The sequence below is a fragment of the Speluncibacter jeojiensis genome (assembly GCF_029589495.1).
Classification (GTDB): domain Bacteria; phylum Actinomycetota; class Actinomycetes; order Mycobacteriales; family Mycobacteriaceae; genus Speluncibacter; species Speluncibacter jeojiensis.
Map to the genome: position 1 here is coordinate 1 of NZ_JAAIVF010000009.1, position 13,903 is coordinate 13,903.

General features: G+C 68.6%; 17 protein-coding genes and 1 pseudogene. 6 read left to right on the plus strand and 12 right to left on the minus strand.

The genetic code is table 11. The features are described from left to right. Positions 1–25: 25 nt before the first annotated feature. Both G4X40_RS21630 and G4X40_RS21635 read left to right on the plus strand, forming a co-directional pair. Positions 26–472: a hypothetical protein gene (locus G4X40_RS21630; protein ID WP_277835705.1), complete on the plus strand. Its 447-nt coding sequence runs from the start codon at positions 26–28 to the stop codon at positions 470–472. Continuing rightward, positions 472–897 (plus strand): hypothetical protein, encoded by a 426-nt coding sequence (locus G4X40_RS21635; protein WP_277835706.1) that lies wholly within the window; start codon positions 472–474, stop codon positions 895–897. The genes G4X40_RS21630 and G4X40_RS21635 overlap by 1 nt, the downstream gene beginning before the upstream one ends. 53 nt (positions 898–950) lie before the next feature. On the opposite strand, the gene G4X40_RS21640 is transcribed toward G4X40_RS21635, so the two are convergent. From G4X40_RS21640 to G4X40_RS21675, 8 genes are all read right to left on the minus strand, one after another. Then, the gene (locus G4X40_RS21640; protein WP_277835707.1) at positions 951–2,318 is read right to left on the minus strand and encodes a wax ester/triacylglycerol synthase domain-containing protein; all 1,368 of its coding nucleotides are present in this window, start codon (positions 2,316–2,318) and stop codon (positions 951–953) included. Positions 2,319–2,382: 64 nt separating this feature from the next. Beyond that, positions 2,383–2,547: a hypothetical protein gene (locus G4X40_RS21645; RefSeq protein ID WP_277835708.1), complete on the minus strand. Its 165-nt coding sequence runs from the start codon at positions 2,545–2,547 to the stop codon at positions 2,383–2,385. 208 nt (positions 2,548–2,755) lie between these two features. Next, positions 2,756–3,640 (minus strand): DUF3800 domain-containing protein, encoded by an 885-nt coding sequence (locus G4X40_RS21650; protein WP_277835709.1) that lies wholly within the window; start codon positions 3,638–3,640, stop codon positions 2,756–2,758. Between the two features lie 486 nt (positions 3,641–4,126). After that, positions 4,127–4,615 (minus strand): hypothetical protein, encoded by a 489-nt coding sequence (locus G4X40_RS21655; protein WP_277835710.1) that lies wholly within the window; start codon positions 4,613–4,615, stop codon positions 4,127–4,129. Continuing rightward, positions 4,612–5,151 (minus strand): hypothetical protein, encoded by a 540-nt coding sequence (locus G4X40_RS21660; RefSeq protein ID WP_277835711.1) that lies wholly within the window; start codon positions 5,149–5,151, stop codon positions 4,612–4,614. Before G4X40_RS21660 ends, G4X40_RS21655 begins: the two co-directional genes overlap by 4 nt. Before the next feature lie 158 nt (positions 5,152–5,309). Further along, positions 5,310–6,095 carry a DUF2637 domain-containing protein gene (locus G4X40_RS21665; RefSeq protein ID WP_277835712.1) on the minus strand — a complete coding sequence of 262 codons (786 nt, stop codon included), beginning with the start codon at positions 6,093–6,095 and terminating at the stop codon, positions 5,310–5,312. After that, a complete protein-coding gene (locus tag G4X40_RS21670; protein WP_277835713.1) occupies positions 6,092–6,346 on the minus strand; it encodes a hypothetical protein in 255 nt (84 codons plus the stop codon). Before G4X40_RS21670 ends, G4X40_RS21665 begins: the two co-directional genes overlap by 4 nt. Positions 6,347–6,422: 76 nt before the next feature. After that, positions 6,423–7,331 (minus strand): helix-turn-helix domain-containing protein, encoded by a 909-nt coding sequence (locus G4X40_RS21675; RefSeq protein WP_277835714.1) that lies wholly within the window; start codon positions 7,329–7,331, stop codon positions 6,423–6,425. A gap of 90 nt (positions 7,332–7,421) precedes the next feature. On the opposite strand from G4X40_RS21675, the pseudogene G4X40_RS21680 reads away from it, so the two are divergent. Further along, positions 7,422–8,555 (plus strand): annotated as a pseudogene (locus G4X40_RS21680) (amino acid permease); the annotation flags it as partial. Between the two features lie 79 nt (positions 8,556–8,634). Further along, positions 8,635–8,778, plus strand: coding sequence for a hypothetical protein (locus G4X40_RS21685; protein WP_277835715.1), 144 nt, complete (start codon positions 8,635–8,637; stop codon positions 8,776–8,778). Between the two features lie 106 nt (positions 8,779–8,884). On the opposite strand, the gene G4X40_RS21690 is transcribed toward G4X40_RS21685, so the two are convergent. After that, positions 8,885–9,919, minus strand: coding sequence for an NADP-dependent oxidoreductase (locus G4X40_RS21690; RefSeq protein WP_277835716.1), 1,035 nt, complete (start codon positions 9,917–9,919; stop codon positions 8,885–8,887). A gap of 160 nt (positions 9,920–10,079) precedes the next feature. Further along, complete coding sequence (locus G4X40_RS21695) at positions 10,080–10,436, minus strand: YrdB family protein (protein WP_277835717.1); 357 nt, start codon at positions 10,434–10,436, stop codon at positions 10,080–10,082. Positions 10,437–10,541: 105 nt separating this feature from the next. On the opposite strand from G4X40_RS21695, the gene G4X40_RS21700 reads away from it, so the two are divergent. Continuing rightward, positions 10,542–10,973: a nitroreductase family deazaflavin-dependent oxidoreductase gene (locus tag G4X40_RS21700; RefSeq protein ID WP_277835718.1), complete on the plus strand. Its 432-nt coding sequence runs from the start codon at positions 10,542–10,544 to the stop codon at positions 10,971–10,973. Between the two features lie 46 nt (positions 10,974–11,019). Here G4X40_RS21700 and G4X40_RS21705 read toward each other — a convergent pair whose 3' ends face one another. Then, positions 11,020–11,451: a PPOX class F420-dependent oxidoreductase gene (locus tag G4X40_RS21705; RefSeq protein ID WP_277835719.1), complete on the minus strand. Its 432-nt coding sequence runs from the start codon at positions 11,449–11,451 to the stop codon at positions 11,020–11,022. 106 nt (positions 11,452–11,557) lie between these two features. Beyond that, positions 11,558–12,976 (minus strand): acyl-CoA synthetase, encoded by a 1,419-nt coding sequence (locus G4X40_RS21710; RefSeq protein ID WP_277835720.1) that lies wholly within the window; start codon positions 12,974–12,976, stop codon positions 11,558–11,560. Positions 12,977–13,041: 65 nt separating this feature from the next. On the opposite strand from G4X40_RS21710, the gene G4X40_RS21715 reads away from it, so the two are divergent. Continuing rightward, positions 13,042–13,878, plus strand: coding sequence for an SMP-30/gluconolactonase/LRE family protein (locus G4X40_RS21715; RefSeq protein ID WP_277835721.1), 837 nt, complete (start codon positions 13,042–13,044; stop codon positions 13,876–13,878). Positions 13,879–13,903: the final 25 nt, after the last annotated feature.

The following is a 13,903-nucleotide window of genomic DNA, read 5'->3' on the forward strand; positions in this document are numbered from 1 at the left end:
CTACTCCCCAGCTAGGAGCTGACCTATGACCTACGCACCGAAGACCTGGGCAGATGGTCCGACCGGCGGGACGCCGATCAACGCGGCCGCCCTCAACCACATGGAGCAGGGCATCGCGGACGCCTCGATAGAGCCATTGGCGATTGTCCTGCCACACAGCGCAGCTGAGACGGTCCGCAAGGTCGGCGCTGGCGCAATGGCGATGGGCGCGCCAATGGAGTTCCCCGCCACCCTGCAACGCCACAAGGTGCGGCTAGCAACCGCGGACGCGTCCGGGTCGACGATCGTCGAGCTCCGCAAGAATGGAACGGCGATCCCCGGAGCGACGGTCACGATCGTCGCGCCCGCCCTCAGCGCCGTGGTGACCGGCACCTGGCCCGTCGCCATCGACGACGTGATCGTGCCTGTCGTGACGCAAGTCGGCGGCACACCCGGCAAGGGCCTGACGTCGAGCGTTGGGGGCGTGTCCTGATGCCGTACATCTACGTTGCCGCAGCTGGCCCTGGTACCGTGCCGATGGGCATGTCCTACTCGGGTTCGGGCGGCACGAACAACAACAACAGCTGGGAAAAGACCGTCGGCTGGACTGCTATGCCGGCATATCCAGACACGGTCATCGTCACCGACTCACTCGCTCCCTCCGCTGGGCAGTTCACCATCGATGCGAAAACCACCCGCACTGATGCTGATGGCGGCTTCCAGATGCGCGTGGTGGTCAGCGGGACCGTAGTCGCTACGTCTACGCCGGGAGGGAAGTCACAGACCGTCACCGCCACCGTCACAGTGAACGACGGCGACAAGGTGTGGATGGAGCACTACACCGGTACCGCGCCCGTGTACGCACGTCCCGTGCTCACGGGAGCTGCGAACACTTACCTGACGATCACCCCCGCCTGACCCTGGCCCCGCCGCACACCAGCGGCGGGGCCTATCGGCGTCTCACAGGTCAGTCAGGCTGCGGCGTGTACCGCTGCGGCCAGTCGCGCGAAGGTGGACCGAAGCAGGCCCTCGTACCGGCCGAGGGTGGGCATGATCGCGGAGTCAACCGTGAAGGACAGCGAGATTCGGTCGCCGGCAGACGAAACGAAATGGGTCAACGCTTCACCATGGCAGATGGTGAGCACACCGAACCGGTCCACAATTCTGGCACCCATGAACTCACCGTCGGATACGCCGCCCGGAACATTCGAGACCATCGTGTTCCCGAACCCCGGCTTCGCCACCGGTTCGGTCCTTCGCCGCAAGCGGTCGCCAGTGCGACGGGTGATGAACGCTGGCACCAGCTGGGCGAGCGACCGCTGCTGCTCGAGGGCCGGGTGCGACTGGCGGGCCTTCTCGGATGCCGTGGACGTCTGGACGCGCCGCAGTCGCTCAACCGGGTCCCGTTCGTCTGAATGCAGGACTACGGAGCCGAGCGCGAATCGGTTCGCGTTCTGAACTGCGTCGTTCATCGCGATCGGCATGAGCGCGCCGAGTGAACCATCGACAGGGTTGCCGAGTTCATCAAGCAGCTCGGCGAGCGCGCCACCGACCACGGTCAGGATCGCGTCGTTCACGGTGCCGCCGGCCATACGGCCGATGTCGCGCACCTCCGTGAGGTCGAAGTGGACCAAGCCGACAGTGGGTGACCCCTGCAGCGGCCGGTTGAAGATGCTCGGTGGCGACGTGGCCGGAGGGGTCGCGAACTCGCCCCGCGCTACCGCCCTCGCGGACCTGCGGGCGACAATCATCGCCCTGCCGATGGATCGTGCGAACTGTGCTGCCCTGCAGGGCAGTCGGAATGCGAGGCGCACGGCGCCGGCCATCTCTGTCTGCTGCCCGGACGCCCGCAGCCCCTCAACATTTCCGGTGAACACGGCCCGGCCGAATGCGGCAGTGGCGACCGCATCACCGACCGAGTGGTGGAACCTCAGCACTACGACGGTTGCACCGTCCGGGATGCCGTCACCGATGCCTCGCACACCGGTCATGACTGTCGCGTCCCACGGAGGCCTAGTCAGGTCCATTGGAGTTCCGACGAGGCTGCCGATGCGGGCCCTCGCATCGCACCAGTCGGCGACAGCTTCCACTGTGATCTGATCTCGCATATCGACCGTGTCGTCTGTGACCCATGCCGGATAGTCGATATCCGCCGCGGCACGTTGCAGGCGCCGGCGAGCGATCGGCAGCACCGCGACTCGTTCACTCAACCACTCCACGACGGCGGCGTGTTCGACCACGGCCGGAGCGAAGACGTAGACGTCGATGATGTTCGCGGGTGACGCGTCCGTCTCGAGATAGATGTTCGCTGCATCTCGGGCCGCCAACCGCAGCGGCATGTCTCGTTCAGGCATCATCATGAGCCCATACCTATCAGACGCTCAGGCGTGTCACGAAATGCATTCATTCACCCGAATGACATGGAACCTGTGAGTCCAGCGCCGCGTCCAAACCCACATGGATGCAGACGACCGGGCCGCCGCGCGCGAGGCTGGCCACGACCCCGATGACCCAGCCGTAGCCGCGGCATTCGATCTTGTTGACCGGGTGCTCGGGCGACTCCGCCACGGTCGGTATGGTCTCTCACGCGGGCCCGCACATCTTCACCGGTAGCGAACCGCAGACCCCGCCGTGCCTAACCCCGACGTGGCGCGGCGGGGCACGCAACATTGGCCGAACGGGCAGGGCTTGTGCTTTACTGAGGTTGCTAGCTGAGCTGGCCGCATGGCCAGGGTAGGTTAGCCGTCAAGGGGCACCCGCAAGGGTGCCCCTCTTACTATTTCGGGAACACGTAAAGGCCGTCGTTGCGGTCCTTCGTAACCGACTTCACCTGCACATCAGCAATGATGTCCCACATCAACTCGTTGCAAATACGTGCCGTCCCACCGTTTCGCGGGCACGCCTTGGTAGACGCGGCATACGCTGCCAGATCAGCCAACTGCACGAAGTATGACTGTTGCGAATCCCGCGGGCTCGGGTCCTCCACGAAAAGTGGCGCACTAGAACGCTGACCGGATGCCGTCCATGCCACCCGCCGGTATCGCCGGATCAGCTTGCGAATCTCGGCATCTTGACCTTGATCATGGACGATCATCACGGGCGCACCGGTCGATTCCGTCCGCTTCCTCAGCCGCTCGAGCAAATACCGCCATGCCATGTCTAGAACGTCTGTGTCACGCTTCCACAGTTTGTCCTTCCGGATCACAATCGCGAACGTGCCCGACGACACCCGATCTATGGCCCGCATATGTCGTTGATAGATATCCCGCATTTGACCATCGCCCAGACCCAAGTCGCGGTAGATCTTCTTCACTCCCGCAATATGATTCGCCTTCGCCTCCTGCTGCATCGGCACCCCGTACTTCTGCTTTGTAGACCGGCGCATGCGAACCATGTAATCCAGTCGGTCACTCCAGTCGTCTACCGGAACGAGGACGCATCCAAGAGTGAACGTCTTCGTGCCCTTGCTCATGCCAACGTCCCCAGACTCGTCGATGTACGCAAACTCTGCAGTCGGCGACTGGGCCGACAGTCTCATGCGGTCAAGGATCTCGACGGAAAACCCCGCCTGCGATGGATCTTGCTGTCCCCGCGACACTTCCGCTCGCTTCCATTCAGCCATATACGGAACGAGTCGGCTCATACGCATGCGGACGGCCACCACCGCATCCTCACGCCGAGAGTTGCATTAGGCGCGAGTTCACGTAGGCTGCGGGATGTCCGACCAAGACACTTCCGAGCCCTGCTGGAGTCCGCTCCGGCAGGGCCTCGGCGTTTCCGGGCCAGTTGTCTGCTGGCCTGTTGGTCGAGTCTAATAGGCCAGGTATGTCCGAACATGCTGCAGACATGCACACCGGGTCGAACTATCCAGGCACATCCCAGATCACCGCGTCGCACACCTGGCACCGCCACACACGGCACGGGACTGGCCGTAGGTTGTCCCATCCCACCAAGACGGTGCCGCACTCGAGCCGGTGGCCGTTCGGGCAGCACGCCGGCATCCGCTCGACAGCGCCGCCGTCGGTCCGATACCAGCGCTCGACCATGCCCACCACCTCGTGTGAGTGCGGCGACCCCGCTTCCCTCAGAGCCGCCGCAGAACGAGCCTAACGCATGACCCGAACATATGTTCGGAACAGTCGCGATCTCAGCGACAGATGGTGTTCCAGGCGGCGTCGACGATTCCGGCGGCCTGGCGTGGAGTGATGGTGAGGTTGTACTCGCGGGCGAATGTGGGCACGGTCTGCGCGATCATCTCGGTCTCGCCCATGCCGGCGTTCTTGGCTGCGCAGACGCCGATGGCGTAGCCGCCGGCGGTGCTGACTGCGTCATCCGTGGTCAGGGGCCACACGGTGTTGACGCGGGTCAGGTAGGTGTCGCCGTGGTCGCCGAGCATCGCGGCGGTGACGTCCCAGTTGTCGGGGCGTGGTCCGGCGGGTGCGTCGGTGTGCGTCTCGCCCGCGACGGCCGGGGTCTGCGCCGCATCGGTGGTGGCAGGTGTAGCGGTGGAGCTGGCGCGCGCAGCCGTGTTCGCGGTGCCGGAGACTGCAGCGTTCGCGGGATCGTTGGTGCCGCACCCGGCGGTGAGGAGCAGCACTGCGGCTGCGACGGTCACATAGATGCTGGTCCTGGTCATGCTCGTCCTGCCTCGTCGGTGGACTGAACCTCGTGCGGCGGCTGGTACTGGCCGTATGTGCCGATGGGATTGTCCTGCAGGTACATCTGGTGTTCGTACTCGGCGCGCGCCGAAACCTGCGCCGCGTCGGCGGCTTGGTCGGCGCGTCGCCACTTCACGAGAAGGCCGGCGCACACGGCCACAATCACGACGGCCAGAGCGGCCGACCCGAAGTCGCCGGATGTGAGGGTGCCGAATCCGCCGACGGCGAAGAACCCGCCGATGCCCCAGGCGAGTGGCTTCTTGTGTGCACGCGCCCAGGCAGCCGGGTCGGTTGCATCGGCGGGCTGCCTGCTGCCGCTGGCACCGTTGGCCAGTGTGGTTGCTCTCCCACCGCGGACCATCGTGATGATGACGCGCACGGGCCACAAAAAGATCAAGGCCATGATCTTCAGTGCCCACCATCCGCCTCTGAGAACGATGATCGGTAGAACAGTGAATAGACCGATGAAGCCGTTGACTGCGGCTCGCTCGGCACGGTAGCCGATGTATCCCACTGCGTCTCCCCTGTGTCGAATTGGTCAGGGTGGTGTACCACACAGATGATCATGTCGGTCGAACGGCCGACAGTTTCTGTCGCGTCGGGTCGTCCGGACCTGGGTGCTGCCGGATCTGCGTCGGGCCCGCGTCGGTCTCGCGGGCCCGGCGCGTTGGACTACTGGCCCACTGCGACGAGTGCCGGCGGCGCGTCGGCGGCCTTGCGCCACCGTCGCACCGTCGCCTCGGAGGTGCCGACCGCGAGCGCGACGGCGCGTTGCGACATGTCGGTGGTGTCGAGGAGGTGGAGTGCCCTGTCGCGCGGGCTTTGCGACGCGTCGCGGTCGGTTGCGTCGTGCGTCGCCTCGAGGTCGAACAGTGCGACGGCGGGGTGCGTCACGGTGCGTTCTGGCTGGCCGTCACGGGTGTCGCACTCGGTCTCGGCGGTCTGCTTGTTACGAATGGCGGCAGGTGCCGGCGCGTCCTCGGTGGTCGGTGCTGGTGCGTCTGGTCGCGTCGGCGCAGCGGCATCTGTCGCGTTGGCATCGGTCGTCGCGTCGGCTGCGTCCCGACGCAGTTGCACCGCGAGGTGCGGTGCGACGAGCAGACACAGCGGCGGCACGACCGCGACGACCGCACCCGCCCACCCGGGCAGCGGACCGGCGGGCAGGAGGTGCGCCGCCGCACCCGCCACGACCGACACCGTCGTCGCGGCGCCGAGAAGCGACCACGCGTAGGTGCGGCGCGCGCGCAGCCGCATCACCGCGACCGTCGCGACGACCGCCAGGCCGTCAACGACGAACGGCCACGTGTGCGCCATGAGCGGCGAGTAGCCGGCGCGGCCGGCCAGCGCGGCGAGGTTCGAGTACGAGAGCGCAAACGCAAGCAGTGCGATGCCGGCGGTCGCGGCGGCGTGCAGGTTGCAGGTCGCGGCGGCCGCGGTGGTGCGCAGTTGGCGGATCATCGGCCGGACTCCTCGGCGTAGAAGCGGTCAGCGAGGGCGCGGATGTCGTCCTCGATCGCCCACAGGGCACGCGCGTAGGAACGTGCCGCGGTCTGGCCGGGAGTGTGGGTCTCGGTGCACAGGCGGATGCGGGAGTCGTCGAGGAGCGCGCGGAGCTGGTCCGCGATGCTCGGCTGGCCCGTGGTGAGACCGGCTGTCGTGGTGCAGCTGGTGGTGGCTCTGGTGTGGTCGGTTCGTGAGAGGATGTTCATGCCGGGAGTGCCTTCCTGGTCGGCCCCTCGCAGGTCTCTGACCACCTGCGGGGGGATTCTTTTTGGGTTGGGCTGGTTAGCGGTTGGGGTGGCAGTCGGGGCAGCGGACTGCCTGGCCGAGTTCGTTGTCGTCGAGCCAGCCGTGGTCGCAGTCGTCGCGCGTGCACTCGGGTCGCGGCGCCTGCGCGGCTGCGGGGATGGGCTTGGCGAGCCACGCTCCGATCCAGGCTTGGGCGAAGCGGGCCGGGTTGGTGTCGCGGTGCAGTGTGATGGCGGTGTCGACGAGCGGCTTGGTGCCGTGGACGTCGACGAGGCGGGCGATCGTGAGGACGTGTTCGCCGGTGAGCCGGTCCCAGCGGGCGCCGAGCCCGGCGTCGCGGATGGCTTCGCGGAGTTCGTCGACGCGCTGCCTGGACGGGTCGAGGTCTTCGTCGGTCATGGACGCTGCCGCTGCTGCCGCCGAGTCGACCATCCACGACTGGTCGGTCGTCGCGCCCGGGGCAGCTGGTGGTTCTTGGTGGTTCATTGATGGTTCGGGTGCCACCGGCGCCAGGGTTGGGGTGTCACCAGCGCCAGGGTTGGTGATCGCGGATGCCAGGGTTACAACGTCAACCCGGTCGATTTGACCGGGTTCGGAATCGGCCCTGTGGATAGACATTGTTCCCGCAGGTGAGGGCGTGTTCTCGTCGCCGCGGTACGGCGAGTTATCCCCAACCCGGTCGATCTGACCGGGTTGCCTGCGCATGATGATCCGGTACCGGTTCGAAGTGCGGCCGTTCGACGCGGTCATGCGCACGACGATGCCGGCGCGTTCGAGCGCGCGGACGTGGCGGCGGGCGGTGGTTTCGGAGCAGCGGGCCCGGCGGGCGATGCTCTCGACGGCGGGCCAGCACAGGCCGGTGTCGTCGGCCCAGTCAGCCAGGCACAGCAGCACGAGGGCCTGTGTGGAGTCGGTGACGGGCGCTTCGTCGAGTGCCCAGGACATGAGTCGAATACTCATCGCGATGTTCCCCAAGGTGTACAGGGCGGCCTCGTGGTGGTGCACGAGGTCACCCGCCGATAAAAACGGATCTCCTGGGTGATGCTGATCATGGTGCTGGGCGCCGAGATCACCGGCGCCTCCGCGATCGTGTCCGGCTGGCTGCCCGCGGTGCCGCAGTGGGCCATCGCGCTGGTGTTCGTGGCCTTCTTCGCCGTCGTCAACCTGTCCAAGGTCGGCAACTTCGGCGAGTTCGAGTTCTGGTTCGCCGCCATCAAGGTCGCGGTCATCGTCGGATTCCTGGTCCTCGGGGTGCTGGTGATCTTCGGGGTGCTGCCGCACACCGACCCGGCCGGATTCACCCATTTCCTCGGCGACGGCGGATTCATGCCCAACGGCATCGGCGGTGTGGCCGCGGGACTGCTGGTCGTCGCCTTCGCGTTCGGCGGCATCGAGATCGTCACGATCGCCGCGGCCGAATCCGAGGACCCCGAACGCAGCATCGCCACCGCGGTCCGCAGCGTCGTGTGGCGGATCAGCGTGTTCTACCTGGGCGCCGTCGCGATCATGGTGTTCGTGCTGCCCTGGCACTCCGCCGACAGCGGCACCGGACCGTTCGTCGCGGTGCTCGATCAGGCGCACCTGCCGATGGTCTCCGGGCTGATGGAGGTCGTGGTCGTCATCGCGCTGCTCTCGGCGTTCAACGCCAACGTCTACGGCACGTCCCGGATGGCGTACTCGCTGGCGCTGCGCGGCGACGGCCCGCGGGTGTTGACGCGGCTCTCACGCACGGGTGTGCCGAGCGCGGCGGTGTGGCTGTCGGTGTTCTTCGGGTTCGTCAGCGTGCTGCTGAACTGGCTGCTGCCCGACCAACTGCTCTCGATCCTGCTCAACGCGGTCGGCTCGGCGCTGCTGGTGATCTGGGTGTTCATCGCGGTGGCCCAGTTGCGGCTGCGGCCGCGGCTGGAGCGGGCGGGCACGCTGCCCGTGCGGATGTGGGGTCACCCGTACCTGACGTGGCTCACCCTGGCCGCACTCGGCGGACTGATCGCGCTGATGGCCACCGACGCCGATGCCCGCAAACAGCTGCTCTCGACCCTGGTGTTGTTCGCGGTGATCGCACTCTGCGGGGTGGTCACCGCACGACGGCGCCACCGAAGGTCGAATGACAGTCAGACAAATCACGGGCAGGCGAATCACCCACCCGCCGCAGACCGTTCACCTGTGTGACATCCGGCATTCGACGGTGGTCCGACTTCCGCGGGCAAGGTGATCGTGTCCGCAAGCCGACACCCGCGAAGGAACGAATGTGAACATCATCGCCGAGCTGATCAAGTCCATGAATGCCGGTTCGACCGCCCTGACCACCAGCAGCGCCGACGGCGGCGCGGCCTCGATCTTCAAGAGCCTGTCGGCCGGTTCCTCCGCGCTGGGCACCGCCTCGGCCGCCTGAACACCTCCCGAAGCGGCCGTCGTCGGTCGTGCACGGATTCCGGTCTCCGGGTGACGCCACACCGACGTCGCCCGGAGATCGTCTTCGGTGCGCATGTCCCGGGCGGTCAGAGCGCCGCGGGCGCCACCTGCACGACCACCTTGCCGAAGTTCTCCCCGCGCAACATCCCCAGGAACGCCGACGGCGCGTTCTCCAGCCCGTCGACGACGTCCTCGCGGTAGCGCACCTTGCCCTCGGCGATCCACGTCGCCATGTCGTGTCGGAAGTCGGCGTGCATCTCGGCGACGAACTCGGCCTGGATGAACCCCCGCACGGTCAGGCTCTTGGTCAGCACCGCCGACAGGAAGCCCGGCAGCCGGTCGGGCCCCGCCGGGACCGCGGTCGCGTTGTACTGGGACACCAGACCGCAGACCGGCATCCGCGCGTAGGTGTTGAGCAGCGGCAGCACCGCGGCGGTCACCGGCCCGCCGACGTTCTCGAAGTAGACGTCGATGCCGTCCGGCGCCGCCTCCCGCAGGCGGTCGGCGAAGTCGGGCGCGCGGTGGTCGACCGCGGCGTCGAAGCCGAGTTCGTCCCGCAGAAACGCGCACTTCTCCGGCCCGCCGGCGATGCCGACCGCGCGGGCGCCGTGGATACGGGCGATCTGGCCGACCGCCGATCCCACCGGCCCCGACGCCGCCGCGACCGCCACCGTCTCCCCCGAGACCGGCCGGCCGATCTTCAGCAGCCCCGCATAGCCGGTGAAGCCGGGCATGCCCAACACTCCGAGCGACGCGGACAGCGGTGCCCGCGACGTGTCGAGCACCCGCACCGCGGACGCGTCGGCGACCGCGTGCGTCTGCCAACCGGTGTAGCCGAGGACGTGGTCGCCGGGTTTCACGGACGGATCGCGCGAGTCGATCACCTGCGAGACCGTCGCGCCGACCATGACATCGCCGACCTGTATCGGCGCCGCATAGGATTTCGCGTCGCTCATCCGGCCCCGCATGTACGGGTCCAGCGAGAGGTACACGGTCCGCAACGAGACCTGTCCGGGGGCCGGTTCGGCGACTGCCACGGTCTCGGTGCGGAAATCGGCGGCCACGGGCTCGCCGTGGGGTCGCGCGGCCAGGACGATGCGGGTGGTCTGCAGGGCGCTCATGGGACGTGACCGTACGCCCGCGTCCGGGCGGCCGCCGCTGTTCGGCCGCCGCTGTTCGGCCGTCGCGGTTCGGCCGTCGCGGTTCGGCCGTCGCGGTTCGGCCGTCGCGGTTCGGCCGTCGCGGTTCGGCCGTCGCGGTTCGGCCGTCGCGGTTCGGACCTCAGCGTTCGCGCCGGCTGCCGAGCCCGAACACGACCGCCGACACGATCACGAACACGACGGCGACCGGCACCAGGCCCGCGCCGATCCCGATGATCGCGGCGATGACGAACAACGCGATCTGCGCGGCGAGGCGCCCCGGATTGGCCAGCCTGCGCTGCGCCCCGGGAGCCATCCAGGTTGTCCACACCCCGGCGGCGACCAGCGGGAACAACACCGCCAGGATGACCTGCAGCGCCAGCCCGGACCCGATGCGCCAGCCCGAGACGGCGAGGATCACCAGCATCGCCAGTTCGCAGAGGAACGCCAGCGAATCGAGCACGGTGACCCGGCCTTCGTTCGGCTTCGCAGCGCCCATGGACGGCAGTCTACGACCACCACCCGCCGCGCTCGTGCGCATTTCGTCGCCCCATCTGTGGACGTTCGACACGCGCGAGCGGGCGATCGCGTGTTGACTGGGGCCATGTCCCAGACACCCGAATACGCCCCCAGCCCACAACAGTTCGTCAGCGACCAGGTCGCGAAGTTCGAGAGTTCCGGCGGTACCGAGGGCAACGAGATGAACGGCAAGCCGATCATCGTGCTCACCACCGTCGGCGCGAAGTCCGGCAAGCTGCGCAAGGCCCCGCTGATGCGGGTCGAGCACGACGGCGTCTACGCGGTCGTCGCCTCCCTCGGCGGAGCGCCGACCAATCCGGTCTGGTACCACAACATCGTCGCGAACCCGCAGGTCCAACTGCAGGACGGCGCCGAGAAGCACGACTACACCGCGCACGAGGCGACCGGCACGGAACGCGACCAGTGGTGGGAGCGCGCCGTCGCCGCGTGGCCGGACTACGCCGAGTACCAGCGCAAGACCGACCGGCAGATCCCGGTGTTCGTCCTCGAACGCTGAACGGGTGGCGCGGCGGCGGCCGGGTCCCCGGCCGCCGCCGCAGCGGTCAGGAACCCGCCATGCCGTAGACCCGTTCGACGATCACCGTCAGCAACAGCCGTCTCTCGCGGACCATCGCCTCACGGAACTCGTCCCAGTCGGGGTGTTCGCCCTGCAGGGTCCGGTACAGCTCGACGAGCCGGTTGACCGTGAGGTCGTGCGGGTCCTCGGCGTGCGGGGTCAGCTCGGCGCGCCCCTCGACGACCGCGTACGACCAGCCGTCGTTGCCGTTGACCTGCAGGCTGACCCGCGGGTCGCGGCGCATGTTCGTGGTCTTGGCGCGGGTGTCGGTCACCGAGATCTCGAAGCGCTGGTGCAGTTTGTCGAAGTGGTACATCACGTTGGACAGCTGCGGGCGGCCGTCGCGTTTGAGCGTGACGAGTGTCCCGATCCCCCGGTCCCCGAACAGGTCCTCGAGTTCTTTCTGATACGGGCTCATACCAGCGAGATTACCCAGCAAGATCGGTCGCGTCGCGGGTTTGCGCGCAGCGGTCCGGCTCCGGATCGCCTTCCGGTCACGCGCCGGATCGCCTCGTCGTCCGCCCTCAGCTCAGCCGGCGCTTCTGCACCTTGCCCATCGCGTTGCGCGGCAGCGATTCGACGAGTCGGATCTCGCGGGGACGCTTGTGCACGGACAGTTCCGACGCGACGTATCCGATCAACTCGTCGGGGGTCGGCGACGTCCCCGCCCTGGCCACCACATAGGCCACGACCCGCTGCCCTAGGTCGTCGTCGGGCACCCCGACGACCGCGACCTCGGCGACCTCGCCGTGCCCGAGCAGCGCGGTCTCCACCTCGCCGGCGCCGATGCGATAGCCACCGGACTTGATCAGATCGGTCGACGCGCGACCGACTATCCGGTGGAACCCGGATGCGTCGACGGCCGCGACGTCGCCGGTGACGAACCAGCCGTCGTCGGTGCGGGATTCGGCCGTCGCATCGGGCCGGTTCAGGTAGCCGTCGAAGAGCATCGGCCCGCGCACCTGCAGCGCGCCGATCGTCTCGCCGTCGTGCGGGACCGGCGCGCCGTCCTCGCCGACGATCCGGGTGCTGACCCCGGTGACGGGCACGCCGACCCAGCCGGGCCGTCGTTCCCCGTCGGCGCGGGTGCTCAGCGTGATCATGGTCTCGCTCATCCCGTACCGTTCGACCGGGCGCAGGCCGGTGAGCGCGGCGAGACGCTCGAACACCGGCACCGGCAGCGGCGCGCTGCCGGAGACGAGCAGCCTGGCCCCGGACAGCGCCCGCGCGGACCGCTCGTCCTCGGCGATCCGCGACCACACCGTCGGCACGCCGAAGTACATCGACCCGCGCGCCGACGCGTAGGCGGCTGGAGTCGGCCGGCCGGTGTGGATCAGCCTGCTACCGATCCGCAGCGGGCCCAGCAGCCCGAGGATCAGCCCGTGCACGTGGAACAGCGGGAGCCCGTGCACGAGGGTGTCCTTCTCGGTCCACTGCCACGCCTCGGCGAGCGCGTCGAGGCCGGCGGCGACGGCGCGCCGGGACAGCAGCACGCCCTTGGGCGCCCCGGTGGTGCCGGAGGTGTAGATGACAAAGGCGGTCGATGCGGGATCCGGCTCGGGGTGCGCGTGCCAGTCGCGGGCGTGCAACCGCACCGGGACCACCGGCAGTTCCCTTCCGACGGTGTCACCGGCGGGCGCCGTGCCCAGCCACGCCTGCGCCGCCGAGTCGGCGAGGATGTGCGCGCGTTCGGCCGGGCCGGCGTCGGCGGGCACCGGCACCACGGCGACCCCGGCGAACAGGCAGGCGACGACCGCGACGACGGTGGTCGCGGTCGGCTCCGCGAGCACCGCGACCGTCCGCGCGCCGGCGATCCGCCGGGCCAGCGCGCCCGCGGCGCCGACGAGGTCGCTGCGCGAGAGGGTGACTCCGTCGATCGTGACGGCATCGGGCACGTCGTCGCCCCGGGCGACGGCGAGAGGGTTCAGGGAACGGAGCAGCACGGATCCCAGCCTCTCACAGGACGACCCGCCCGCCGGCGCACAACCGGCGGACTAGCCTCGGTGACATGACCACGGCCACACCGGAAATCCTGCTGACCGACCTGGTCTTCCCCGAGGGCGCCCGCTGGCACGGGGACGCATTGTGGTTTTCCGACGTGCACGCCGACGTCGTGCTGCGTTTCGATCCGGCCGCGGGCCGACTCGACCGGGTCGCCGCGGTACCGGGCGGCCCCGCCGGCCTCGGGTTCCTGCCGGACGGCCGGTTGCTGGTCACCGCCGGACACGACCGCACGGTCCGGAGGCTCGAGCGCGACGGACGGCTGGTCGTGCACGCCGACCTGTCCGACCTCGCCTCCTGGCACCTCAACGACATGGCGGTAGACGGTCACGGGCGCGCCTGGGTCGGCAACTACGGCGACGACAGCGCGCCGCCGGCCCCGCCGCGGCCGGCGAACCTGGTGCGGGTGGATCCGGACGGCACCACGACGGTCGCGGCCGGCGAGATGCTGTTCGCAAACGGCATCGTCGTCACCGCCGACGGCGGCACCCTCATCGTCGCCGAGACCCGTTCCACGCCTGGACGATTGACCGCCTTCACGATCCTGTCCGACGGCACCCTGACCGACCGTCGCACGCTGTGCACGTTCGCGCCGTCGGTGCTGCCGGACGGCCTGACCATCGCCGCCGACGACGCTGTGTGGGTGGCGTCGCCGTTCAGCGGCGAGGTGCTGCGCGTCGACCCCGGCGGCGCCGTGACAGACCGGATCGAGGTCCCGCACCCGTATGCGGTCGCGCTGGGCGGTCGCCGCGGAGAGGACCTGTTCGTCTGCTCGGCCGACCACTGGGAGCCCGACCTGGCCCGCACGGCGCGCTCGGGAAAGATCCTGCGTCTTCGCCCGTGAACGCGTTGCGGGATCGACACCTCCC

Coding starts and splice junctions, on each gene's coding strand:
- G4X40_RS21630 (WP_277835705.1), top strand. CDS start 26: ATGACCTACGCACCGAAGACCTGGGCAGATGGTCCGACCGGCGGGACG.
- G4X40_RS21635 (WP_277835706.1), top strand. CDS start 472: ATGCCGTACATCTACGTTGCCGCAGCTGGCCCTGGTACCGTGCCGATG.
- G4X40_RS21640 (WP_277835707.1), bottom strand. CDS start 2,318: ATGCCGCTGCGGTTGGCGGCCCGAGATGCAGCGAACATCTATCTCGAG.
- G4X40_RS21655 (WP_277835710.1), bottom strand. CDS start 4,615: ATGACCAGGACCAGCATCTATGTGACCGTCGCAGCCGCAGTGCTGCTC.
- G4X40_RS21665 (WP_277835712.1), bottom strand. CDS start 6,095: ATGATCCGCCAACTGCGCACCACCGCGGCCGCCGCGACCTGCAACCTG.
- G4X40_RS21670 (WP_277835713.1), bottom strand. CDS start 6,346: ATGAACATCCTCTCACGAACCGACCACACCAGAGCCACCACCAGCTGC.
- G4X40_RS21675 (WP_277835714.1), bottom strand. CDS start 7,331: ATGTCCTGGGCACTCGACGAAGCGCCCGTCACCGACTCCACACAGGCC.
- G4X40_RS21690 (WP_277835716.1), bottom strand. CDS start 9,919: ATGAGCGCCCTGCAGACCACCCGCATCGTCCTGGCCGCGCGACCCCAC.
- G4X40_RS21695 (WP_277835717.1), bottom strand. CDS start 10,436: ATGGGCGCTGCGAAGCCGAACGAAGGCCGGGTCACCGTGCTCGATTCG.
- G4X40_RS21700 (WP_277835718.1), top strand. CDS start 10,542: ATGTCCCAGACACCCGAATACGCCCCCAGCCCACAACAGTTCGTCAGC.
- G4X40_RS21705 (WP_277835719.1), bottom strand. CDS start 11,451: ATGAGCCCGTATCAGAAAGAACTCGAGGACCTGTTCGGGGACCGGGGG.
- G4X40_RS21715 (WP_277835721.1), top strand. CDS start 13,042: ATGACCACGGCCACACCGGAAATCCTGCTGACCGACCTGGTCTTCCCC.